This is a genomic window from Vibrio variabilis, assembly GCF_003263785.1.
GTDB classification, from domain to species: domain Bacteria; phylum Pseudomonadota; class Gammaproteobacteria; order Enterobacterales; family Vibrionaceae; genus Vibrio; species Vibrio variabilis.
On record NZ_JYJK01000044.1, the window covers coordinates 111,666 to 136,236 of the forward strand.

At 48.4% G+C, this 24,571-nt stretch carries 18 protein-coding genes and 4 pseudogenes; 4 read left to right on the forward strand and 18 right to left on the reverse strand.

Annotated features, from left to right (window positions below):
- Positions 1-186: 186 nt before the first annotated feature.
- The 6 genes and pseudogenes from eno to TZ48_RS24775 all read right to left on the reverse strand — a co-directional run bounded on the left by eno (position 187) and on the right by TZ48_RS24775 (position 8,058).
- A complete protein-coding gene (eno, locus tag TZ48_RS05680; RefSeq protein WP_112478546.1) occupies positions 187-1,488 on the reverse strand; it encodes a phosphopyruvate hydratase in 1,302 nt (433 codons plus the stop codon).
- A gap of 75 nt (positions 1,489-1,563) precedes the next feature.
- Positions 1,564-3,204, reverse strand: coding sequence for a CTP synthase (locus TZ48_RS05685; protein ID WP_112478547.1), 1,641 nt, complete (start codon positions 3,202-3,204; stop codon positions 1,564-1,566).
- A gap of 162 nt (positions 3,205-3,366) precedes the next feature.
- On the reverse strand, positions 3,367-4,173 hold the full coding sequence (mazG, locus tag TZ48_RS05690) for a nucleoside triphosphate pyrophosphohydrolase (RefSeq protein WP_112478548.1): 807 nt from the start codon (positions 4,171-4,173) through the stop codon (positions 3,367-3,369).
- Between the two features lie 84 nt (positions 4,174-4,257).
- A pseudogene (gene relA / locus TZ48_RS05695) lies at positions 4,258-6,479 on the reverse strand (GTP diphosphokinase).
- A gap of 68 nt (positions 6,480-6,547) precedes the next feature.
- On the reverse strand, positions 6,548-7,861 hold the full coding sequence (gene rlmD, locus TZ48_RS05700) for a 23S rRNA (uracil(1939)-C(5))-methyltransferase RlmD (protein WP_112478549.1): 1,314 nt from the start codon (positions 7,859-7,861) through the stop codon (positions 6,548-6,550).
- A 59-nt stretch (positions 7,862-7,920) separates the two neighbouring features.
- Positions 7,921-8,058, reverse strand: a complete 138-nt coding sequence (locus TZ48_RS24775) for a hypothetical protein (protein WP_162631326.1) — start codon at positions 8,056-8,058, stop codon at positions 7,921-7,923.
- On the opposite strand from TZ48_RS24775, the gene barA reads away from it, so the two are divergent.
- Entirely contained in the window at positions 8,057-10,870 is a 2,814-nt protein-coding gene (gene barA / locus TZ48_RS05705) for a two-component sensor histidine kinase BarA (RefSeq protein ID WP_112478550.1), read from the forward strand. The two genes, TZ48_RS24775 and barA, sit on opposite strands and share 2 nt — an antisense overlap.
- Positions 10,871-10,905: 35 nt before the next feature.
- Here barA and acpS read toward each other — a convergent pair whose 3' ends face one another.
- From acpS to rpoE, 11 genes and pseudogenes are all read right to left on the reverse strand, one after another.
- Positions 10,906-11,286, reverse strand: a complete 381-nt coding sequence (gene acpS, locus TZ48_RS05710; protein ID WP_112478551.1) for a holo-ACP synthase — start codon at positions 11,284-11,286, stop codon at positions 10,906-10,908.
- 37 nt (positions 11,287-11,323) lie between these two features.
- Positions 11,324-12,057, reverse strand: a pseudogene (gene pdxJ / locus TZ48_RS05715) (pyridoxine 5'-phosphate synthase).
- 17 nt (positions 12,058-12,074) lie between these two features.
- On the reverse strand, positions 12,075-12,773 hold the full coding sequence (recO, locus tag TZ48_RS05720) for a DNA repair protein RecO (RefSeq protein ID WP_042496265.1): 699 nt from the start codon (positions 12,771-12,773) through the stop codon (positions 12,075-12,077).
- 57 nt (positions 12,774-12,830) lie between these two features.
- A complete protein-coding gene (gene era / locus TZ48_RS05725; RefSeq protein WP_112478552.1) occupies positions 12,831-13,835 on the reverse strand; it encodes a GTPase Era in 1,005 nt (334 codons plus the stop codon).
- A pseudogene (gene rnc, locus TZ48_RS05730) lies at positions 13,828-14,504 on the reverse strand (ribonuclease III). The gene era and the pseudogene rnc overlap by 8 nt, the downstream one beginning before the upstream one ends.
- A 10-nt stretch (positions 14,505-14,514) precedes the next feature.
- Positions 14,515-15,411: a signal peptidase I gene (gene lepB, locus TZ48_RS05735; RefSeq protein WP_112478554.1), complete on the reverse strand. Its 897-nt coding sequence runs from the start codon at positions 15,409-15,411 to the stop codon at positions 14,515-14,517.
- 90 nt (positions 15,412-15,501) lie between these two features.
- Positions 15,502-17,307 carry a translation elongation factor 4 gene (gene lepA / locus TZ48_RS05740; protein WP_112478555.1) on the reverse strand — a complete coding sequence of 602 codons (1,806 nt, stop codon included), beginning with the start codon at positions 17,305-17,307 and terminating at the stop codon, positions 15,502-15,504.
- Between the two features lie 112 nt (positions 17,308-17,419).
- Positions 17,420-17,890, reverse strand: coding sequence for a SoxR reducing system RseC family protein (locus TZ48_RS05745; protein ID WP_112478556.1), 471 nt, complete (start codon positions 17,888-17,890; stop codon positions 17,420-17,422).
- Positions 17,887-18,867 (reverse strand): sigma-E factor regulatory protein RseB, encoded by a 981-nt coding sequence (gene rseB / locus TZ48_RS05750; protein WP_112478557.1) that lies wholly within the window; start codon positions 18,865-18,867, stop codon positions 17,887-17,889. Before rseB ends, TZ48_RS05745 begins: the two co-directional genes overlap by 4 nt.
- Complete coding sequence (locus tag TZ48_RS05755) at positions 18,864-19,490, reverse strand: RseA family anti-sigma factor (RefSeq protein ID WP_275426419.1); 627 nt, start codon at positions 19,488-19,490, stop codon at positions 18,864-18,866. Before TZ48_RS05755 ends, rseB begins: the two co-directional genes overlap by 4 nt.
- A 14-nt stretch (positions 19,491-19,504) precedes the next feature.
- Positions 19,505-20,083 carry an RNA polymerase sigma factor RpoE gene (gene rpoE, locus TZ48_RS05760; protein WP_103882021.1) on the reverse strand — a complete coding sequence of 193 codons (579 nt, stop codon included), beginning with the start codon at positions 20,081-20,083 and terminating at the stop codon, positions 19,505-19,507.
- A 372-nt stretch (positions 20,084-20,455) separates the two neighbouring features.
- Here rpoE and nadB point away from each other — a divergent pair.
- Positions 20,456-22,071: pseudogene (gene nadB, locus TZ48_RS05765) on the forward strand (L-aspartate oxidase).
- Positions 22,072-22,526: 455 nt separating this feature from the next.
- Here the strand turns inward: nadB and TZ48_RS05775 are convergent.
- Complete coding sequence (locus tag TZ48_RS05775; RefSeq protein ID WP_042473291.1) at positions 22,527-22,787, reverse strand: FAD assembly factor SdhE; 261 nt, start codon at positions 22,785-22,787, stop codon at positions 22,527-22,529.
- A gap of 228 nt (positions 22,788-23,015) precedes the next feature.
- Between TZ48_RS05775 and ygfZ the strand changes: the two genes are divergently transcribed.
- Both ygfZ and TZ48_RS05785 read left to right on the forward strand, forming a co-directional pair.
- Entirely contained in the window at positions 23,016-23,984 is a 969-nt protein-coding gene (ygfZ, locus tag TZ48_RS05780) for a tRNA-modifying protein YgfZ (RefSeq protein ID WP_112478559.1), read from the forward strand.
- A gap of 17 nt (positions 23,985-24,001) precedes the next feature.
- A complete protein-coding gene (locus TZ48_RS05785) occupies positions 24,002-24,481 on the forward strand; it encodes an aminoacyl-tRNA deacylase (protein WP_112478560.1) in 480 nt (159 codons plus the stop codon).
- Positions 24,482-24,571: the final 90 nt, after the last annotated feature.

The window sequence follows — 24,571 nt, forward strand, 5'->3', positions numbered from 1 at the left end:
GAATACGTTTTTATGAAAACTGTAGTCACTTTAACCGAAAAGACGAAATTCAGAAGTAACATACTGGATGGTGTTACTTAAACTGTTACCCGTTTTGATGACAAATGTCACAAATCTGAGCCATTATTTTGGCAAAAAAAAGTCGCTCTAACGAGCGACTTTTTGATGTCTCTTAAAAATCAAGAATTAAGCTTGACCTTTAACTTCTTTAAGACCGTTGTAAGGTGCTTTTTCACCTAGCGCTTCTTCGATACGAATTAGCTGGTTGTACTTAGCAACGCGGTCAGAACGGCTCATAGAACCCGTCTTGATTTGACCTGCAGCAGTACCTACCGCTAGGTCAGCGATAGTTGCATCTTCAGTTTCGCCAGAACGGTGAGAGATTACAGCTGTGTAACCTGCGTCTTTAGCCATCTTGATAGCAGCTAGAGTCTCAGTTAGAGAACCGATTTGGTTGAACTTGATAAGGATAGAGTTAGCTACGCCTTTCTCGATACCTTCAGCAAGGATCTTAGTGTTAGTAACGAATAGGTCGTCACCTACTAGTTGAAGCTTGTCACCTAGTAGTTCAGTTTGATGCTTGAAGCCATCCCAGTCAGACTCGTCTAGACCGTCTTCGATAGAAACGATTGGGAATTGGTTAGCAAGCTCAGCTAGGTAGTGGTTGAACTCTTCAGAAGTGAAAGTTTTACCTTCGCCCTTCATGTTGTAGATGCCAGCTTCTTTGTCGAAGAACTCAGATGCTGCACAGTCCATCGCTAGAGTTACGTCTTTACCTAGTTCGTAACCAGCAGCTGCAACAGCTTCTGCGATAACTTCTAGAGCTTCAGCGTTAGACTTAAGGTTAGGAGCGAAACCACCTTCGTCACCAACTGCAGTGCTGTAGCCTTTAGACTTAAGTACTTTAGCTAGGTTGTGGAATACTTCTGCACCGATACGTAGACCTTCTTTAAGAGTCTTAGCGCCAACTGGTTGGATCATGAACTCTTGGATGTCAACGTTGTTGTCTGCGTGCTCACCACCGTTGATGATGTTCATCATTGGTAGAGGCATAGAGAACTGACCAGCAGTACCGTTTAGCTCAGCGATGTGCTCGAACAAAGGCATACCTTTAGCCGCTGCAGCCGCTTTAGCGTTTGCTAGAGAAACAGCTAGGATAGCGTTCGCGCCGAACTTAGACTTGTTGTCAGTACCGTCTAGGTCGATCATTACTTGGTCAACGTCAGCTTGAGCTTTAGCGTCTTTACCAACTAGAGCTTCAGCGATTGCACCGTTCACAGCTTCAACAGCTTTAAGAACACCTTTACCTAGGAAACGTGCTTTGTCGCCGTCACGTAGCTCAAGAGCTTCGCGAGAACCAGTAGATGCGCCAGATGGAGCCGCAGCCATACCTACGAAACCGCCTTCTAGGTGTACTTCAGCTTCAACAGTTGGGTTACCACGTGAGTCGATGATTTCACGACCTAGAACTTTAACGATCTTAGACATTAATGTTTCCTCTCATTAAATATAAATGTCAAATTTAGGGCAGCCGCACAACCTTCGCTGCCGCCCGTATCCTTTTTACTTTTCTTCAGTACCGCGCTGGTACTCACCTGCTGCCTTAACAAAGCCAGAGAACAGTGGGTGACCATCGCGTGGTGTTGAAGTGAATTCTGGGTGGAACTGCGCAGCAACAAACCATGGGTGTGCTGGGTTCTCGATCACTTCAACTAGTTTCTTGTCTGCTGATAGACCGGAAACTTTTAGACCTGCTTTTTCAATTTGAGGACGAAGTACATTGTTCACTTCATAGCGGTGACGATGACGCTCGTGGATCTTCGCATTGCCGTATAGCTCGTAAGCTTTCGTGCCTTTTTCAAGGTGACACAGCTGAGAACCTAGACGCATTGTGCCGCCAAGATCAGAGGTTTCAGTACGTTCTTCAACTTTACCTTCACCATCAACCCACTCTGTGATCAAGCCTACCACAGGGTATTTCGTCTCTTTGTTAAATTCTGTTGAATGTGCGCCTTCCATACCCGCTACGTTACGAGCGTATTCGATAAGCGCCACTTGCATCCCTAGACAGATACCTAGGTAAGGTACTTTGTTCTCACGAGCGTATTTCGCAGCAAGGATCTTACCTTCTACACCGCGGTCGCCGAAGCCACCTGGTACGAGGATTGCGTCTAGACCTGCTAGTGCTTCTTCGCCTTTGCTCTCAACATCTTGTGAGTCAACGTACTTGATCTTCACGTTTAGACGGTTTTTAAGGCCAGCGTGCTTAAGCGCTTCGTTTACCGATTTGTAGGCGTCTGGTAGTTCAATGTACTTACCCACCATACCGATAACAACTTCACCCGTTGGGTTCGCTTCTTCGTAGATTACCTGTTCCCACTCAGATAGGTCTGCTTCTGGAGCGTTAATACCAAAGCGAGTACAAACAAGATCGTCAAGACCTTGCGCTTTAATCAGCTGAGGGATCTTGTAGATAGAATCTACGTCCTTCATTGAGATAACTGCTTTCTCTTGTACGTTACAGAACAGAGCAATCTTCTTACGCTCGTTTGCAGGGATCATGCGATCGCTACGACAAACAAGGATATCTGGTTGGATACCGATAGATAGAAGCTCTTTTACAGAGTGCTGCGTTGGCTTAGTTTTCACTTCGCCTGCTGCTGCTAGGTAAGGAACGAGAGTCAGGTGCATGAACATGGCACGCTCACGACCAAGCTCAACCGCTAGCTGACGGATAGCTTCCATAAATGGTAGAGATTCGATATCACCAACGGTGCCACCAACTTCAACGATCGCAACGTCATGGCCTTCAGAGCCTGCGATAACACGATCTTTAATAGCGTTTGTGATGTGTGGGATAACCTGAATAGTCGCACCTAGGTAGTCACCACGACGCTCTTTACGTAGAACGTCAGCGTAAACACGACCAGCAGTAAAGTTGTTGCGTTTTGTCATCTTGGTACGGATGAAACGCTCGTAGTGACCAAGGTCAAGGTCAGTTTCAGCGCCATCTTCCGTGACGAACACTTCACCGTGCTGAGTTGGGCTCATTGTGCCTGGATCAACGTTGATGTAAGGGTCAAGCTTCATCATGGTCACTTTAAGACCACGTGCTTCTAAAATTGCTGCAAGAGATGCTGCTGCAATACCTTTACCTAGAGAGGATACTACCCCGCCAGTAACAAAAATATAATTTGTCGTCATGTTTAACCTGAAGTTGGTTGAATGAGGGAAAATGGATTTCTTCTGGACGGGATGCAAATATACCAGAAGCCCTTTACCGCCACAACGTGAAACTTATCACATTCAAAATTTTTATTTTTTGCTTCAAATCAATAGTAGAAACGTACACCAGTGAGAACCGGTTCACAAATCCGAGCAGTTTTCTTGTTTTTTTACATCATTCCAAAACGCATCTAGCTCTTGAAGGCTGAAGTCCGTCAATAACTTACCTTCCTCCGCAACACGCGCCTCTACCCCCTTAAATCGGCGAGAAAATTTGTCGTTGGCTTTTCTTAGCGCCACTTCAGGATCTTTCTGCAAATGGCGAGCAAGATTCACTGCTGCAAACAAGAGATCGCCGACTTCTTCTTCCAATTTGTCTTCGTTTACATCGACTTGAATCGCTTCTTCAACGACCTCTTCAATCTCTTCTTGAACCTTCTCAACCACAGATCCAAGTGCATCCCAATCGAAGCCAAATTTTGCGCAACGTTTCTGGATTTTGTTGGCTTTGGAAAGCGCAGGAAGCGACTGTGGTATTGAGTCTAGAATACTTTGCGCAGTTTTGCCTAGTTGGGCTTTTTCCTTCTGTTTCTCGGCTTCCCAGTTAGCGTTGATCGCCGCTTCATCTTCAAACTCGACGTCAGAAAAAACGTGCGGATGGCGACGGGTGAGCTTCTCGTTAAGCCCTTCTACTACCTCATTAAAATCAAACAGCCCCTGCTCTTTGGCCATCTGGCTGTAGAAGATGACTTGGAACAGCAAATCGCCCAACTCTTCTTTTAGGTTCGGCCAATCTTTGTTGTGAATCGCATCGACCACCTCAAAGGTTTCTTCGATAGTGTGAGGCACAATGGTGTCGAAGGTTTGCTTTCTATCCCATGGGCAGCCTTTTTCTTCGTCGCGAAGCTGCGCCATGATGGTGAGGAGTTGGTCTATAGGTTGGGTCATGTTGGGTTCCTGGTTACGACAAGGGCGAGTGTGGTAGCACTCGCCCTTGGTTTTTGTTTTGTTTGGGTTGGGAGCGCGTGTTTTTTACCCCAACCGCTTCACATTCATCACATCTTTAATCTGCTCAATACGCTTAGTCACGCGCGACAATACCTCAATATTGTTCACTTCCAGATCAAAGTCCATGATAGACAATTGGCGTTTGTAATCACTGCGACTCTTCATGCTGGTCACCTTGATCTTTTCGTTGGTCAGCAAGGTCGTGATGTCTTTCAGTAGACCGCCACGTTCCATCGCCTCAACACGAATCGTCAAAATGTATGAACCAACAAATCCGCTGCCCCAAACCGTATCAATAATACGCTCTGGCGCGTGATGGCTAAGCTCTTCTAGCTGCTCACAGTCAGCGCGGTGCACTGAGATACCGCGTCCTTGGGTGATATAGCCTTTTATCTGGTCGCCTGGAATTGGCTGACAGCAGCGCGCTAAGTGAGTCATTAGATTATCAACACCTTCCACTACCACCGCATCTTTATGCGGGCGGCTTTGCGCTGGCGCTTTGTTCTCTGACTCTTGCAGCTTCTCCAGCGCTTGCTGATCTTCTTCTTCCGCGGTTGGCTTGTTTACCAAGGCATTGATGTGGTTGATGATCTGGTTGATTCTCAGGTCACCGCTGCCAACACCGACATACAGCTCATCGGCGGAATTCACGTTGAAGCGTTTTAGTGCGTACTGTTCGGCATCTTTGAGAGTTGCACCGATTTTAGTCAGCTCAGCCTCAAGGATCTCTCGACCCGCTTCTAAATTCTTCTCACGGCTTTGTTTTCTAAACCATGCGTTGATCTTCGCGCGTGCTCGACCAGAGTGCACAAAACCCGTTGACGGATTGAGCCAGTCACGAGATGGGTTTGGCTCTTTCGCGGTGATGATTTCAACCTGATCACCCATTGCGAGCTTATGGGTAAACGGGACAATACGTCCACCTACCTTAGCGCCAATGCATCGATGCCCCACTTCAGAGTGAATGTGGTAAGCGAAATCAAGCGGTGTCGCGCCCATAGGTAAGTCGACTACGTCGCCGCGTGGCGTAAACGCATAAACGCGGTCATCAAACACCTGACTTCGAAGCTCATCAAGCATCTCACCAGAGTCTGACATCTCTTCTTGCCAATCGAGTAGTTTACGCAGCCAAGTGATCTTCTCATCATATCCGCTGCGACCACCACTGCCCCCTTCCTTGTACTTCCAGTGCGCTGCAACACCCAACTCGGAGTCTTCGTGCATCTGCTTAGTACGGATTTGGATTTCAATGGTTTTACCTTCTGGTCCCAAGATCACGGTATGAATCGATTGGTAACCATTCGGTTTTGGGTTGGCGACGTAATCGTCGAACTCGCTAGGTAAGTGCTTGTATTTGGTATGCACGACGCCCAGTGCCGCGTAGCAGTCTTGCAAACGCTCAGCGATGATTCGCACTGCGCGCACATCAAACAACTCGTCAAAATCCAGATTCTTCTTCTGCATCTTGCGCCAGATACTGTAGATGTGCTTTGGACGGCCACTGACTTCAGCCAAGATGTTTGAAGCTTGCATCTCACTGGTTAGGTCATCAACAAAGTCCTTGATGTATTGCTCACGGACGATACGACGTTCAGAAAGCTGCTTGGCAATTTGTTTGTAAGTGTCTGGCTGCTGGTAGCGGAAGGCGTAGTCTTCGATTTCCCATTTGAGCTGACCGATACCAAGGCGGTTGGCAAGCGGTGCATAGATGTTGGCACACTCTTTCGCGCCGCGCGGCGCACGTCATCTGGCTCATTTTTAACTTCACGCAGGTTACAGATACGCTCTGCAAGCTTAATCACTACGCATCGGAAGTCATCTACCATCGCAAGTAGCATGCGACGCACGTTATCGACTTGCCCCGACGCCTCTGAATCTTGAAGGGTGACATTAAGCTGACCGATAGCGGCCATTTCTTCCACGCCGTCGATCAGTTTGATGATTTCTTTGCCGTAGTTTTCTTCTAGTAGCTCGCGATCGTAGAGGCCACTTGAGACGACTGGATAGAGCTGTGCTGCCACCAGCGTGGCTTTATCCATAGACAGGGTAATGAGGATTTCATTCATCTCTCTCCCGCGCCACAACAGCAAGGCCCCTTGCTCACTATCGGCAACGATTTCCTCGCACTGACGATACACGTCTTTCAATCTTTTTGAGGTGTTTTTATCTTGCTTAAGTGACGCAATCCAATTATCCAAATTGAACTGCTCTTCTGGGTTCAAATGCGCGCTTCTTACCGCAACCATTTCTTTTTCTTCCTAGTTTATTGGTTCACTAACCTATCCCAGTTAGCGTTATTACTATGACATCTGCGCTATTTTTCAAACAACGCCATCGACTCAAGATGACTGGTATGAGGGAACATATCCATCATACCTAAACGAGTCAATGAATAGCCTTGTTCAAGTAGGCTCTGACTGTCTCTCGCAAGGGTAGCAGGATTGCAAGAAACATAAAGGACACGTGTCGCACCTAATGCGGAAACTTGGTCGATAACACCACTCGCACCTGCCCTCGCAGGATCTAACAAAATCTTATCAAACTGCTGCGATGCCCAAGGTTGCTGTGATAGCTCTTGTTCCAAATTCGCCTGATAAAATTCGACATTCGAAAGGCCATTAAGTTTCGCATTGTCCGCCGCCCAATCGACCATATCTTGCACCCCTTCAACGCCAACCACATGGGCGCTTTGCTTAGCAAGTGGCAGAGTAAAGTTGCCTAGGCCGCAGAACAGGTCTAACACGCGATCGGTTGACTCTGGTGCCAGCCATTCAAGCGCTTGAGCCACCATGCGAGCATTGATCGCTTGGTTAACTTGAATAAAGTGCGATGGCAAAAATGGCAGCTTCACGCCGACTTCGCTATAAAACGGCTGCTCGCCGACGACTCTATCGAGCTGATTCGCTTCTGGCATAAAGTAGAGCGTCACGCCTGCTTGCTCTGCAAACGCTTTTAAACGCGCTTGGTCTTTATCCGTCAACGGTTTGGTATGACGAATGACCGCAACCGGCTCAGCATCACCAAGCACAAGTTCAAGATGTCCCAATATCGCTTGCTGCTTGAAGTCAGCAAAAATGCTACGTAGCTGAGGGATCAGAGCATTGAGTCTGTCATCAAGCACAGGGCAGTGGTCAACATCGACAATCTGATTGCTCTGCTTTCGGCGAAAGCCCATCACGAGACCGCGCTGCTTATCGAGGTGGATACTGAGCCTTGCTCGGCGGCGATAGCCCAGCCCTTGGCCAGTAATGGATGGTGACAGTTCCAACGTTTGGCCTGCAAACTTAGTCATCAGCTGCGACAGTACGCGCTCTTTGTTCGCGATTTGTGCTTCGCGCTCTAGGTGCTGTTGATTGCAACCACCACACTCGTTGTAGTGCGGACAAAATGGCTCAACACGCTGCTCAGCGGGCTTGAGAATTTTGATCAGGTTCGCTTTAGCAAATTTGGCTTTGCTTTCGGTCAGTTGCACCAACACCTTTTCATCTGCAAGCGCGCCCTCAACAAACACCGGTTTTTTGTTGAGATAGCCGATACCGGCACCGTGGTGATCCATGCGTTCAATCTGCACTTCTTGGTGCTTTTTGGAGAAAGAGGTTTTCTTTGTTGGTTTAAAAAAACGTGCCATGACCAATTCCAAGGCAAAGCATTGATGCTTTGCGCCTATAAAATATTGTTAGAGTTTCACTATTCTGAGTCTGAATGATTGTCGAACAGCGCTGCTTTGATTAAGCTTACGTCATCTTGAGGATGCAATACTGGGTATTGTCCCATATCCCCCATCAGATGACACTCTGTTGGTAAATAATGATGTCGAATTAACATGACCAGATACGGCCTGCGCGCTCGCGTAATCACATTAACCTTGGCACCGACCCTGATCATCGGTCTCCTTCTTAGTGCCTTTTTCTCCTATAACCGTTACCACGACCTTGAGTCACAGGTGCTGAATGCCGGTTCAAGTATTATTGAACCGCTGGCGATTGCCAGTGAACAGGGACTTGTGAATCAAAACCGAGAGTCTGTCAGACGCCTGATCAGTTACGCGCACCGTAAAAATTCCAAATTTGTTCGCAGTATCGCCGTCTTTGACGCTTCACATGAGCTGTTTGTTACCTCTAACTTTCATCCAAATTTCGACACGCTAACATTTCCCAAAGACAAACCCATCCCGTTTCTTAGCTCCTCTGAGTTTAGCGACAACACGTTAATTCTTAGAGCCCCTGTGATTGCAGAGAGTCAGCTCGCGACCGATGCCCGAGAGCTAACCCCCACCAGTCAAATGCTTGGCTATGTGGCCATTGAGCTCGACCTGTCGTCGCTGCGATTGCAGCAGTATCAAGAAGTCTTCTCAGCCATTTTAGTCTTAGTGCTCGGGCTCATTCTGTCCGGTATATTTGCCTATCGCTTGATGTATGACGTGACTCGCCCTATCTCGCACATGAAAAACATGGTGGATCGCATCCGCCGTGGTCATCTAGATGTGCGAATTGAAGGCAAAATGCACGGTGAGCTCGACTCACTAAAAAACGGTATCAACGCCATGGCGGTATCACTGTCTGAATACCACGTGGAGATGCAGCACAGTATCGACCAAGCGACCTCCGACCTTCGTGAGACGCTTGAACAGCTAGAAATCCAGAACGTCGAGCTCGATATCGCTAAAAAGCGCGCTCAAGAAGCAGCTCGCGTGAAATCTGAATTCTTGGCCAACATGTCTCACGAGCTCCGTACCCCGCTCAATGGCGTCATTGGCTTTACCCGTCAGATGCTGAAAACTCAGCTGACCAACAGTCAAACCGATTACCTGCAAACCATCGAAAAGTCGGCCAACAACCTGCTTAACATCATCAACGACATCCTCGACTTCTCGAAACTTGAAGCTGGCAAACTGGCGCTGGAAAACATCCCATTTGAGTTCCAAGACAGCTTAGATGAAGTGGTTGCTTTGCAAGCCACCAGCGCCCACGAGAAAGGCCTTGAGCTGACGCTAAAAGTAGATCCGAAGATCCCAAGCGGCCTTGTCGGTGACCCCCTGCGTATTCAACAGATCCTCACCAACCTAGTCGGTAACTCGATTAAGTTTACTGAGCGCGGCAACATCGACATTTCGGTTGAGCTGAAAAGCAGTAAAGAAGATCGTGTCGAGCTGCAATTTATGGTTCGCGATACCGGCATCGGTATCTCCGAACGCCAGCAAGCGCAGCTGTTCCAAGCGTTTAGTCAAGCCGATGCGAGTATCTCAAGACGTTATGGCGGTACTGGTCTTGGCTTGGTTATCACCCAGAAGCTGGTAGGCCAAATGGGTGGTGATATCAGTCTCACCAGTCGCCTGCACCAAGGCTCGACCTTCTGGTTTACCGTGAAACTGAGCTCGACCGACATTCCAATGCTCGACCCTATCGATCCTGCAGTGATTCACAACAAGCGACTTCTGCTGGTTGAACCGAACATGCAAGCAGCTTCGGTACTGCAGCAAACGCTCACCAATGAGGGTGTGATGGTCACCTACCGCTCTACATTGCCTGAGCGTGTAGAGTCGTTCGATTACATTATTGTTTGCTTGCCGACCAATGAAGAAGTGCCGCTCGCCGTCATCGAAGAGTGGATCGCACGCTGCAAGCAATCGACGTCAAACATCATCATAGGTACGGCTAGTACTCAGTTGGCGCTGTCGGATTACCTGATGCAAACGCACCATGTGCAATGTTTGACTAAACCGCTGTCACGTAAAAAGCTGCTGCAATCTTTAGTCGATAAACAGCCGGCTCAGCTAGCGCCTGCGGTCGAGGTGATTTCAACCGAAAAACGCAGCCTTAACGTCATGGCGGTGGATGACAATCCAGCCAACCTTAAGCTCATTACTGCGCTGCTCTCAGAGCGGGTCGAAACCGTGGTGTCTTGTATCAGCGGTCAGGCTGCAGTGCAAAAAGCGCAAGAGCAGCATTTTGATATGGTGTTCATGGACATTCAGATGCCGCAAATGGATGGCGTGACGGCTTGCAAGCTTATCAAAGAGACTCAGCAAAACGCGGCCACACCTGTGGTTGCGGTAACAGCTCACGCAATGAGTGGCGAGCGAGATCGCTTACTTTCAGAAGGCATGGACGATTACCTCACCAAGCCGATTGATGAAACCATGCTACTTCAGGTACTCAACAAATGGGTGCCAGTGCGCCCAGCAGAGCCAGAAGCGTGCTTAGACTTTGTTGCGCCTACTGATGTAAGCACGGCGACAGAAGCGCCACCTATCGTGGTGGAAAAGCCAACCTCACAAGTTATTGACTGGAATGCAGCGCTTAAGCAAGCAGCCAATAAAGAAGATCTCGCCATCGACATGCTGCAAATGTTGGTCGACTTTATTCCGGAAGTGGCTGAGCTTGCCGACAACATTCTCGACAATGGCTTTGACGATGTCGAGCAAGTGATCCACCTCATCCATAAGCTGCATGGCAGCTGCTCCTACTGTGGTGTGCCCCGACTTAAATCCATCTGTGCGACGATAGAGAAAGCCCTACGTGCCGGTGACAGTCTGGAAGACATTGAGCCTGAGCTGTTTGAACTGCAAGATGAGATGGAGAAGGTGTTGGAGAGTTCTGAGTTGTATTTGAAAGGGAAGGAAGGTGAAGGGGCGTAAGTTCTGGGTCCTTGGTCCTTGGTCCTTGGAGTGTTCTAGCTTTCTAGGATGACGGTGGCTACTGCGTAGTGTCGCTCATCAGAAATAGAGAGGTGGTTAGAGACCACCCCCATAGAAGCCGCAATTTGTGCGGCTTTTTTATTGAGCGTTAGGATAGGCTTGCCGTGTTCATCGTTGGACACTTCAAAATCGTGAAATGTCACGCCATGGGCAATACCGGTACCGAGCGCTTTAGAGGCCGCTTCTTTTACCGCAAAGCGCTTTGCGAGAAAGCGCCCTTGCTGCTTTAGGCTCTGGAACTGAATCAGTTCATTGTCAGTCAAGATACGCTTAGCAAACGCCTCACCCGTTCGTGATAACGCCTTTTCTACACGTTCGATTTCCGCAATGTCTGTCCCAAGTCCTAAGATTGCCACTCAGCTTCGCCTCTACTCGTTATATATCGTGCTCGGATTAACCGCGGCGCGCCGCTTCCATGACTGCTTTCATGTCAGCAACCGCTTTATGCAGACCATCAAACACCGCGCGGCCAATAATAGAGTGACCGATGTTCAGCTCGTAAATCTCTGGCAATGCGCGATAGGGCCAACGTTGTGGTAAGTCAGACCGTGACCCGCGTTAACTGTGATCCCGATGTCAGCCGCGTAGCTTGCGCCAGCTGCGATTTTCTTCAGTTCGTCTTGTTGATCTTCTTCGGTCTCTGCATCCGCGTAGTGACCAGTGTGAAGTTCGATGAATGGTGCACCAGCCGCTTTTGAAGCATCGATCTGCTCGCGATCAGCATCGATAAACAGAGACACTTTAATACCTGCTGCCGTTAGCTTCTCTGTCGCTGCCTTGATCTTTTCAAACTGACCTTTAACGTCTAGACCGCCTTCCGTCGTCAGCTCTTCACGCTTCTCTGGGACCAGACACACGAATTCAGGCTGAGTTTTTAGCGCGATGTCGATCATCTCATCAGTGACCGCCATTTCTAGGTTCATACGCGTTTGTAGCGTTTCACGTAGGATACGCACGTCGCGGTCTAGGATGTGACGACGGTCTTCACGAAGGTGAATCGTGATGCCATCTGCACCTGCACGCTCAGCAATCTCTGCCGCGTGCACTGGGTCTGGATACTTAGTACCGCGAGCATTACGTAGGGTCGCGATATGGTCAATATTGATACCTAAAAGGATAGAACTCATCGATGATTACTCCATGATCAGGACTGCTTCATTCGAAACAGTTCCCTGCTTTTTAATGGTTTTCCGCCAAGATACGGCTTTAAGGCTATGCGTGTAAAGCGTTTTGCCGCTTGTAACTGTGTTTTACTCAGGAAACGTCGCTCACTGATGGCGATGAGCTCTTCACCTAAAAAGGTCAGGTTGTCTCTACGCACACTGGCGATGAATCCCTTCTGCTCCCGATAACGATAAGTCATTGTCGGATCGATAGGTTCGCCGGTACCAGCACAGTGTAAGAAGTCTACACCGTATCCCATTGCAGAAAGGAGAGCGAGTTCAAAACGCCGCAACGCAGGTTCAGGATTGGTATTGTGGGCGAGCTCTGTTAAAGCTTGAAGATAGTCGTGAAATAATTCAGGAAACGGGATCTCACTTGCCAATACGCGAGCAATCAGCTCATTCACGTACATAGCAGAATAGAGGTTCACACCGGTTAACGGCAGACCAAGACTAATGGCTTCCGCTTGCCTCAATGTTTTCATTGAGCCATTGCCGGACCACTTTAACAATAATGGGGTGAAAGGCTGTAGAGCGCCTTTAAGATTCGAGCGCTTACTTCGAGCGCCTTTGGAAAGCAGCGTGACGCGACCATATTCCTCACTGAATACATCGAGTATTAAGCTCGATTCACTGTAAGGTCTTCGATGCAAAACAAAGCAGCGTTGCAATCCATCCATAGGTCATATTCTGTCTAAAAGGGATCAGAGCAGCTAACGCTACTCTGATCTGCGGTATTATTTGTTTTCGATATCGTCGATGTAGCCAAGAGAGCGTAGTGCGCGCTCATCATCAGCCCAACCTGATTTCACTTTAACCCAGGTCTCTAGATACACTTTACGGTCGAACAACTCTTCCATATCAAGACGAGCTTCGCGGCCGATGGTTTTGATCTTCTCGCCACCTTTACCAATCACCATCTTCTTCTGGCCACTGCGCTCTACAAGGATCAACGCATTGATGTGGAAACCATCCGTATCTGGGTTGTAATCGAAACGTTCAATCTCAACGGTCACCGAGTAAGGCAGCTCGTCACCAGTGAATCGCATCAGCTTTTCACGCAAGATTTCAGATGCCATAAAACGCTGAGAGCGGTCGGTCACGTATTCTTCCGGGAAGTGGTGAATCGCCTCAGGCAGGTGCTCACGAACGTGTTGACGAATCACGTCGATATTTTTACCGTGCTTGGCCGAAATTGGCACTACATCAACAAATTCCATCTTCTTGGTCATCTCTTGCATGTGCAGCATCACGTCATTGCGATCTTTCACATTGTCTACCTTGTTGATACACAAGATAACTGGGAAGTTCGACTTACGCAGCTTGTTCAGCACCATTTCATCGTCATCAGTCCACTGCGTACCATCCACAAGGAAGAGCACCAAGTTCACATCACTTAGCGAGCTGTTTGCCGCGCGGTTCATCAGACGGTTGATCGCACGCTTCTCTTCGATATGCAGACCCGGAGTGTCGACATAGATCGCTTGATAATCGCCTTCCGTGTCCACGCCCATAATACGGTGGCGCGTGGTCTGTGGTTTACGAGAGGTGATCGAGATCTTCTGTCCTAAAATGCGGTTAAGCAGCGTCGATTTACCGACGTTAGGACGACCTACGATAGCCACAAAGCCACAGTGCTGTTCACCCGTGCTTTCTTGAGTTGCTACGCTTGCCGAGTCGCTCGTTGACGCGAAGTACGCATCGAGATCGAACTCTTGATCAGAATTTGGTTTATCAGACATTGGTCAGTTTCTCTAGAGCCAGTTCCGCAGCCGCTTGTTCTGCCTTGCGGCGGCTGGTGCCTTTGCCGATAACAGGCTTATCCACACCTGCCACTTCACAGGAAACGGTAAACTCTTGGTTATGCGCTTCCCCTTTAATATTAGTCACTGTGTAGACAGGGAGTGGTTTTCTTCGACCTTGTAGAAACTCTTGCAGGCGAGTTTTTGGATCTTTCTGTGACACACCCGGCTTGATCGCATCAAGACGCGACTGATACCAGCTCAGCACGATGCCGCGAACCGTCTCGACATCGCTATCAAGATAAATCGCGCCAATGATCGCTTCAACCGCATCAGCCAAGATTGAGTCACGACGGAATCCGCCACTTTTTAGCTCGCCTGGACCTAATTTTAAGTAATCTCCTAAGACGAATTCACGCCCTAGCTCAGCCAGAGTGTTACCTCTCACTAAGGTGGCACGCATTCGACTCATGTCCCCTTCGTTTACCTTAGGAAAACGATGGTAAAGATCGTCAGCAATGACAAAACTTAAAATTGAATCGCCCAGAAATTCTAGTCGTTCGTTATGGTTGCCGTGGGCGCTGCGGTGAGTCAGCGCCAGCATCAGCAGCTCGCTATCATTGAACTGATAGCCGAGCTTTTTTCTAAAAGTTTAATAGGAGAATTCATGCTCTCTCGTTCAGTCTATTCCACCGATGCGATTAAATCTGACACCGGTTGGGATCCATGTAGGCAGAATGCTGTCTGCACCACGTTCAAATTCGAAGCTAATCCAAATGCCAACCGCTTTACCTACTAGGTTGCCTTCTGGCACAAAGCCCCAGTAACGGCTATCGGCACTGTTGTCACGGTTATCACCCATCACAAAGTACTGACCTTCTGGTACCACCCATTCGTTCACGCCGTTGCGAGGCTGATATTGATCAACACGGTCGCGGCGCAGTGGATTGACCAATACCTGGTGACCTACTTCACCCAGCTTTTCATCCATCTGGATAAGCGGGATACCATTTTGGATAAACGGACTGTCTTGGACATTAGACAGCTTAACCGGCTTACAGCTTGACTCGCCTGGACGCTGAATACAGATGTCCTTACGAGCGCTGTAACGAACCGTATCACCCGGCAGACCAACGACACGTTTAATGTAGTCAATGTTTGGCTGCGGTGGGTACTTAAATACGACAACATCGCCTCGTTCAGGTTTGCCCGTTTCAACTAGCTGAGTACGCCATACTGGATCTTTTAGTCCGTAGGCATACTTCTCAACCAAGATGAAATCACCAACCAGTAGCGTTGGCATCATTGATCCTGATGGGATTTGGAACGGTTCGTAGATGAACGAACGCAACACCAAAACAAAGGCAATCACAGGGAAAATTGAAACACTATTCTCAACAAACCAAGATGGTGCGACCGCTTTGTTTGCTGTCTCTTCATCAATTTGATTTGCTTGCGCTTGGATATCCGCCAGCTTCTGCTGACGCTGCTTTCTCAATACGAGCTTATCCAAAACCCAAACGACACCAGTCACTAACGTCACGATGACGAGGATCAATGAGAAGGTATTAGCCATTCAATTCCCTTAATTTTCGTATCTTTAAAAATAACGAAAAGTGAAAGCACTCACTGAGCACTTTCACTTCTGCTGTATTATGTCGCCACGTCAGGCAAAAGAATTAGTCTTTGCTACGTGCAGAATCGCAAGGAACGCTTCTTGAGGCAGTTCGACGTTACCGATCTGCTTCATACGCTTCTTACCTTCTTTCTGTTTCTTCAACAGTTTCTTCTTACGGCTCACGTCACCACCGTAACATTTCGCGATTACGTTTTTACGTAACTGTTTCACAGTCGAACGCGCAATGATGTGGTTACCGATCGCCGCCTGAATCGCGATATCGAACATCTGGCGAGGGATGAACTCTTTCATCTTCTCAACCAACTGGCGACCACGGCTCTGAGACTGGTCTTTGTGAGTAATGATGGCCAATGCGTCAACCGTGTCGCCGTTAAGCAGTACGTCCACACGAACCATGTTCGACGCTTCAAAACGTTGGAAGTTGTAGTCCAGTGATGCGTAACCACGAGATGTAGACTTCAGACGGTCGAAGAAGTCGAGTACCACTTCTGCCATCGGGATATCGTAAGTCACAGCGACTTGGTTGCCGTGATAAACCATGTCTACCTGAGTACCGCGCTTCTCAACACAAAGCGTAATCACATTACCTAAGTAATCTGATGGTACTAGGATATTACAACGCGCGATTGGCTCACGGATCTCTTCAATATCGTTGGTTGCCGGCAGTTTCGCTGGGCTATCAACATAGTGAAGTGAACCATCCGTTTTCTCTACTTCGTAGACTACTGTCGGCGCTGTCGTAATCAGGTCTAGGTCGTATTCACGCTCTAGACGCTCTTGGATGATCTCCATGTGAAGCATACCCAAGAAGCCACAACGGAAACCGAAACCAAGTGCAGCTGAGCTCTCTGGCTCATAGAACAGTGATGCATCGTTTAGGCTTAGTTTGCCTAGTGCATCACGGAAGTTTTCGTAATCATCAGACGATACTGGGAATAGACCCGCGTATACCTGAGGTTTTACTTTTTGGAAGCCTGGTAGTGCCACTTCACAGCCATTCTTAGCCGTGGTCAGTGTATCACCCACTGGCGCGCCAAGGATGTCTTTGATACCACATACAACCCAGCCTACTTCACCAGTATTTAGCTCAGTCGTATCCACTTGTTTTGGTGTGAAGATACCAAGACGGTCTACACCCCAAACCTGACCTGTGCTCATTACTTTGATCTTATCATTCTTCTTCAGCACGCCATTTTTGATACGTACTAGAGAAACAACACCAAGGTAGTTATCGAACCAAGAGTCGATGATTAGCGCTTGCAGTGGATCGTCTGGGTTGCCTTCTGGCGCTGGGATCGCTTTTACGATCTCTTCAAGAACGTCGTCAACACCCAGACCGGTCTTCGCTGAACAGCGAACCGCTTCCATTGCATCAATACCCACGATCTCTTCGATCTCTTCAGCAACGCGCTCTGGCTCCGCTGCTGGAAGGTCGATCTTATTAAGAACGGGAACCACTTCAAGTTCCATTTCAATCGCGGTGTAGCAGTTAGCGAGTGTCTGAGCTTCAACACCCTGACCCGCATCAACCACCAGTAGCGCACCTTCACAAGCCGCCAATGAACGTGATACTTCGTACGAGAAGTCAACGTGTCCTGGAGTATCGATAAAGTTTAGCTGATAGGTTTCCCCATCTTTCGCCGTGTAATCCAGAGTAACACTCTGAGCTTTAATAGTGATACCGCGCTCGCGCTCTAGATCCATAGAATCAAGAACCTGTGCCGCCATTTCACGGTCGCTTAAGCCGCCGCAAACTTGGATCAAACGGTCCGACAGCGTCGATTTACCGTGGTCAATGTGGGCGATAATAGAAAAGTTACGAATGTGCTTCATAGATTTGGTGTAGCTAAACTCTTAAACAATTAGGGAATGAAATAGCGGAAAAAACACGCATTTCAATTAAGTTGGCAGATTCTACCCAATTTCGTTGCGGTTCGCACCTTATTTAGGCAATGGACTGCCCGAGCACCCGCACCAATTCAACCTGTTGGTGCGAAGCCGCTTCCATTGGAGACACCCATTTTTTCGCAAGTCGGAAGCCAAAGTAGGCAGAAATTGCTGAAAAACCAATCACCACCAGCTCACTGCCGCCAAGTAAGGGCGCTAACCACAACTGACCTGCCATCGCTCCCAAAAACAGGAACAAGAGAGGTAATAAATAGATCAATGCCGCCGATTGCAGCAGACTTTTTTCTGGAAACGCGATTTCAACGATATCGCCAGGATTGACGGTTTTGGAGGTCAGTAAGTGCCAGCTCAACTGTTTATTACCGACCGCTTTGGTGACAATACCGGTTCCACAACTGTTTTTTGATTGGCAAGAGCTGCAACTGGTTTGTTGGTCACAGCTCAATTCGACTTGGTAACGATGACCACGGCTTTTCACCGAGGTCACCGTTGCAAGAGCGGTCATCATGGGGTTACGCCTTCATCTGCTTGCTGTACTTTGTTCAGTTTAACAGATTGTGCGATACGCTGCGCGGTGGCAGGAGGAATGTCGCCGACGACAGAGATCTGCATGTCTCCAGTGACAATGCTGTGCACGGTTCGGCGTCCTTGACGAATTAACTGGCCTTTCATCGAGTTACTATCACGATCAGAGACGTACACGGAGAAGCTAAATAAGCCATCGGTATACATCTGACTCTCCACCACATCTTCGGTGGCGATCATGCGATAACGATTAAGATCTTTGGGCGTAAAGCCACTTGGTACCCAGCCAACTTGCCAGAAGGTTTGTTCAATGTTGCCCTTTGGCAGTGACAATACCGCTGGAAGCTGAACTTCATCAAGTGAGCTAAGCATGGTCGCGATGTGATCGTTAATGGTGTATGAAATCACACGATACTGTTCAAGGATCTCACCATCTCGGTCGAGAAGATCAGCGCGTAACGGAAGCTTACTTTTTTCGTCCACCCACAATACATAGGAGTAGCGCAGGCCATCTTTTGGTACCACACGAAACACTTGTGCCGCCGCTCCCGCCTCTCTGGCACGACCAACGCGAACATAATCGTAATACTGGCTTAGCTTTTTGATGTCACTGTTAAGCAGGGGCATCAAAGGTGCCACCATCTTGCCCGACTCTATTGTGAATGGATCAGCACCGGGTTCGATGTAGCTGACTTCGTTGCCACGGCGGATAACCTCACGCACCGGGCCACTCAAGTAAACCAAATGCGCCAATTGCTGATCTTCATGTCTTGCATGGCGATACAACAAAGGCTCAATACTGTTCTTTTTGATCAGGATATAGGACAGTTCGTAGTTCAATTGCTGACTGGCGTCATTCATTTGATGCAATAAAGCCTCTACAGAAGATTGCTCTTCTGCAAAGGCCGAGTTAGCAAACAAACTGAACAGCAATAACGAACTGGTCAGAAGTTTTTTCATTCAATTACCGATTCTGTATCCGTAGTCAGAGACGCTTGGTCGTCGCTGTTTAAGCGCAGCTGTAGCTCATAATCTTGAAGCAGAGCATTGATGCGGCGACGCTGCTCTTGCACATTGGCGCTTTCATTCTGGTTCGTTCTCGCGACTGAATCACGAGTCAAACTCACTGGTTCAGCGCTACCCGCAAATGGGATAGTTTGCAAAACAGGTAGCTGCTCGATCTCTGGTTGTGTTGCATCTTGTCCAGAGAACTGCTGCACACCTAAAATAACGGCGAGCGATACACATGCTGCAATACCCACTTGGCCAAACTGAGTGAGCCATGCCGGTAGCTGACGTTTCGCTTGCGACGGTGTCGGTTGTGCCTCAATCGGCATCACTGTCTCTTTGCTTACCGCTTGATGTGCTGGCTCATCGTCGAGTGCCAGTGCGACGCTCTCAGCAATATTCCAATCCAGGCTCTGTGGCTCATCGCCACGCATCACATCACCGATTAGGTGGTAGTTTTGCCAGGTTTGTTTGCTCTCCTGATCATTCTCGAGCGCTTCGATTAGCGCATCGTCGATCAAGTCTCCATCCATGAATGCTGAAAGCTTCTGTTTGTCAGCCATTATATTCACCATAGTTGTAACTAGTTTTAGCGTTGAAGAAGAGGCTTAATCTTCTTCTCTACCGCTTCACGAGCACGGAAGATACGCGAACGTACCGTTCCTACTGGGCAATCCATTACTTCTGCAATCTCTTCGTAACTCAAACCATCAAGTTCACGAAGGGTCATTGCAGTCTTCAAATCTTCTGGTAACGCTTCAATTGCAGCGAAAACTGTTCGCTTCAATTCGTTCGACAACGTTAAGTTCTCAGGGTTCGAAATTTCTTTCAAAGCGTTACCGGTTTCAAAAAATTCGGCATCTTCTGCGTCCACATCGCTGGCCGGCGGCCTGCGACTCTGGGCAACAATGTGGTTCTTTGCGGTGTTCACTGCTATGCGATACAACCAAGTATAGAAGGCGCTTTCACCTCTAAACGTTGGGATCGCACGATACGCTTTAATAAACGCTTCTTGGGCTATGTCCGCTACGTCGCCCGAATTGCTCACGTATCTTGATATGAGATTGCAAACCTTGTTTTGATAGCGCAAAACCAACAGGTTAAATGCTTGTTTATCTCCACTTTGAACGCGCTCAATCAACACCTGATCGGTCGGCTGCTCGTTCATGCGAGCGTTCACTCCTATTCGTTCTCACCCTTACCTTCTCAGATATGAGTATTAATTATGCATATTGTAGTCTTGACACCACCGCTAACATGAGCACTATTGTGACTCTATGCAAATGGGAAAGTTCAAAACTTTCTGGATTTTTTTGTTATTTGTCATTCACAATGTGATTTAGCGTCCACTACAATGGGCTCAACTCACTAGAATGGATTAGTTAACGCCACAACACAACGAGTTTTTCGACCCGTTTCACATGGCGATAATCCAATTAGCAAGTGCCCTTCGCCAGCTGCATTACGCAGCTTCCTATCGTGCACTTTTAGCTGGGTAGAGTTTGCTAGCTCTACCATAGGTCAGGATTTTAATAGAATTATGAACACAAACCGAGAACATCTTTGTGATGTTTTAGTTATAGGAAGTGGCGCTGCTGGTCTTTCTCTCGCGCTACGAGTTGCTGAGCGCGCTAAGGTTATTGTTTTAAGTAAAGGACCGCTCAGTGAAGGGGCAACCTATTACGCTCAAGGCGGTATTGCCGCCGTTTTCGATGAAGCCGACAGCATCGAGTCACACGTTAACGACACCAATATTGCGGGTGCAGGCCTGTGTGAAGAAGACACGGTGCAGTTCATTGCAGAAAACGCGAAAGAGTGCGTGCAATGGCTGATCGATGGCGGTGTTCCATTTGACCAAGTTGAAACCGAAAAGGACGAGGCACCCCGTTATCACTTAACGCGCGAAGGTGGACACAGCCATCGTCGCATTCTGCACGCGGCAGATGCTACAGGCATGGCGATGCAGACGACGCTGCAAGACAACGTGCAAAACCACCCGAACATTGAAATTTTCGAGCGCTATAACGCGCTTGATTTGATCACTGAAGACAAAGTCGGTGGCAGCAAAGACAAAGTGGTTGGCGCTATATTTGGAACCGCAACCAAGAGCACGTTGAAACGGTGCGCGCTAAGTTTGTCGTGCTGGCAACGGGCGGCGCGTCAAAAGTGTACCAGTACACCTCAAACCCAGATGTCTCTTCTGGCGACGGTATTGCAATGGCATGGCGCTCAGGCTGCCGCGTTGCCAACCTAGAATTTAACCAATTTCACCCAACGTGTTTGTTCCACCCAGACGCACGTAACTTCCTGCTCACTGAAGCGCTGCGAGGCGAAGGGGCTTACCTAAAACGCCCCGATGGTACGCGCTTTATGCCAGACTTTGATGAACGCGAAGAGCTTGCGCCGCGTGATGTGGTTGCTCGTGCTATTGATTTCGAGATGAAGCGCCTAGGTGCGGATTGCATGTATCTCGACATCAGTCATAAGCCGGAAGAATTTATCATCAAGCACTTCCCTACCATTCACATGCGCTTGCAAGATCTTGGCATCGACATGACCAAAGAGCCGATCCCGATTGTTCCAGCGGCACACTACACCTGTGGTGGTGTCATGGTGGATAAAGCGGGTCGCACAGATCTTGATCAGCTCTATGCGATTGGCGAAGTGAGCTACACCGGCCTTCATGGAGCAAACCGCATGGCGTCAAACTCGCTACTTGAGTGCGTGGTGTACGCTTGGTCTGCAGCCAAAGACATCATGGAAAAATTTGACAGCGCGACGCACCCAGACACATTACCAGCTTGGGATGAAAGCCAAGTCAGCTGCTCTGATGAAGAGGTTATTATTCAGCATAACTGGCACGAGCTACGCCTGTTTATGTGGGATTACATGGGCATTGTGCGCACCGATAAACGACTTGAGCGCGCGCTGCGTCGTATTCAGTTACTACAACAAGAAACCCATGAATACTACAGCCACTTCAAGGTATCGAACAATTTGCTAGAACTGCGTAACCTATTGCAAGTTGCCGAGCTGATGGTTCGCTGTGCGATGCAACGTAAAGAGAGTCGCGGTTTGCACTACACGCTCGACTACCCTGAGATGCTGGAAAACAGCGGCCCAACTATTCTGGAGCCGCAATCTCTGGAACCCTAAGCGACTTAGAGCAATCGTCTGCTCATAAGCACCTGTATCAAAGCAGCCATTTCACCGGCTGCTTTTTTATTGCCAGCCTTTTATGGTCACGGCTAAATGCCGATAACTTCGCTCTGTTGTGGAAGCACGCCAAATAAGCCGCCAACCGTGTTTCGCATCATAGAGGGCGATCACCCATGCAGATAAGGCGAGATTAAAATGCACCTTGTTTAACCTGTCATCGTTGAGGCACCACCTATCGTCTTTAAAACGCAGGCGCCCAGCAACACTAGGTCGTACCATTGACGTAGAGACAAGCATTGCCCATACCAAGGGTAGGCTCACTAGAGGTAATGGCGAAAACAGAACTGCGAAGCCAATCAGAAACTTGATTACACTATCAATAGCAGAAGAAAGGAAACAAGCGGACAAATGCAGGTCAAGATGAGGAACCTCGGCCTGCGCCATAAATTTGATTAGCGAACTTTACTTAAGTTATGTGCGACGATTTTGTCGACCATCGACGCGTGACCTAGGTTTTCGCTACGCCCATGCCCCATCACCCAAGTGAACAAGTCCGGATCGTCGCATTCCAGCAGCGATACGAAGTCACGTTGCTCTTGGTCATTGAGAGTATCAAAGCACTCCTCAAAGAAAGGCATAATCACGACGTCGAGCTCCAACATACCTCTACGACACGCCCACTTGATGCGCGCTTTTTCTTCACTAGAGTACATTCTAATCTCCATCTACTACTCATTATTGGGCGAGTGTAACAAGCAAGTGCATGCCCCACCACACTCTGCATCACACAAACTCAACTTTGCTCACAAGATTTCGTGCAACAAGCCCTGTTTGGGTTTCCAAACTTATTGAACTATCTACCTCTACTACGCAGTTTAAGCTGACAAATGGTAACGTCGCGATTAACATAACAACCATGTATAACAAAGAGATCACAACCTATGGAATGGCAACCTAGCATTCAAGCACTATCCCTTACTCCAGAGACAACGCTTCCGCCTCTGATGTTGACGCCTCTCAGCTCTTGGGGCGCGATAGAACTGACAGGTGATGACCGTAAGTCTTACCTTCAAGGTCAGGTGACCTGTGATGTGGTCTCATTGGAGGCACAGCAATCCACGCTTGGCGCTCATTGTGATGCAAAAGGTAAAGCCTGGAGTGTGTTTCGCTTGTTCCACACAGAGCAAGGCTACGCGATGTTTCAGCCACTATCAGCGATTGCTCAAGAGTTGGTTGAGCTGAAAAAATACGCCATCTTCTCTAAAGTTGAGTTCACCCAAAGCAGCAAGGCGTGTATTGGTGTGATGGGAGCGCAGGCTCAAGCGTGGGTTGATGAGCATTTCCCATCAACAGGTGATGTTAGACAGCAAAATGGCAGCAGCGCTGTACGCATTGATGAAACGCGCTGGCTGGTACTGGCTAGCGATGAACTGATTGAGTCCTTAGACGCTCAAGATACTCAATGGGTGCAAGAGTCTATCTGGACTCAATTCGACATTGATGCAGCATTACCTACTCTAAATGCAGAGCAGCAAAACCAACACATTCCTCAAGCGTTCAATCTACAGGCATTGGATGGAATTAGCTTCACTAAGGGCTGTTACACCGGCCAAGAAACGGTCGCTCGAGCCAAGTATCGTGGTATTAACAAGCGTATGCTAGCGACACTCACAGGGCGCCTAACCGCAGCTGTCGCTGACGATGAGGAAATCATCATTGAACGCTCTGTCGGTGACAACTGGCGTAAGGCAGGCGATGTCGTTAACGTATTCCAATACGATGATCACACATTTAAGGCGTCAATCATCATCAACAATAACCTTGATGACGACGTTGAGTTCCGCCTAGCATCTCAACCAGATAGCCGCCTGACATTGTCACTTCCTCCATACTCGCTCGATAGCGAATAAATAGAGTGTCGTCACCGATGCCTGATGTACCCGAATTTGAAACTGCGATCACACAATACTTGACGCAAAATAGCATTCCATTTCGGGTACTGATGCAGCCGCGCGAAGCCGTGTCGATTGAAGATGCGGCGATGCTGCGCGGCATTACGCCCGATATGATGGTCAAAACCATGGTATTGAGAGACATGGGCAATCACTATGCGCTAGCGTGCTGTCCAGGCGATCGCCAAATCGACCCTAAGAAGGTGAGAGCGGTACTGCAATCTAGACGTATGACTTGCGTTGATAGCCAAGATATCGAATTACTCACCGGCTACAAAATTGGTACGGTAACGCCACTGTTACTCAAAACCCCAATGCCCATCCTGTTTGACCCGACCCTAAAAGCAACACCTACCATTACCATTAGCAGTGGCGAGCGTATTGCTGGGATCGAACTGGCTTTAGATGACCTCACAAGACAATGCTCACCGCTCTGGAGCGACATCATTCGTTAGTCGTTGTGGCCCACCAGCTTGCCAATCCAATGCCTCTCTACATCACCAGGGCTAAATTTAGCGCTACAAAATGCAACATTTTGTCTACCA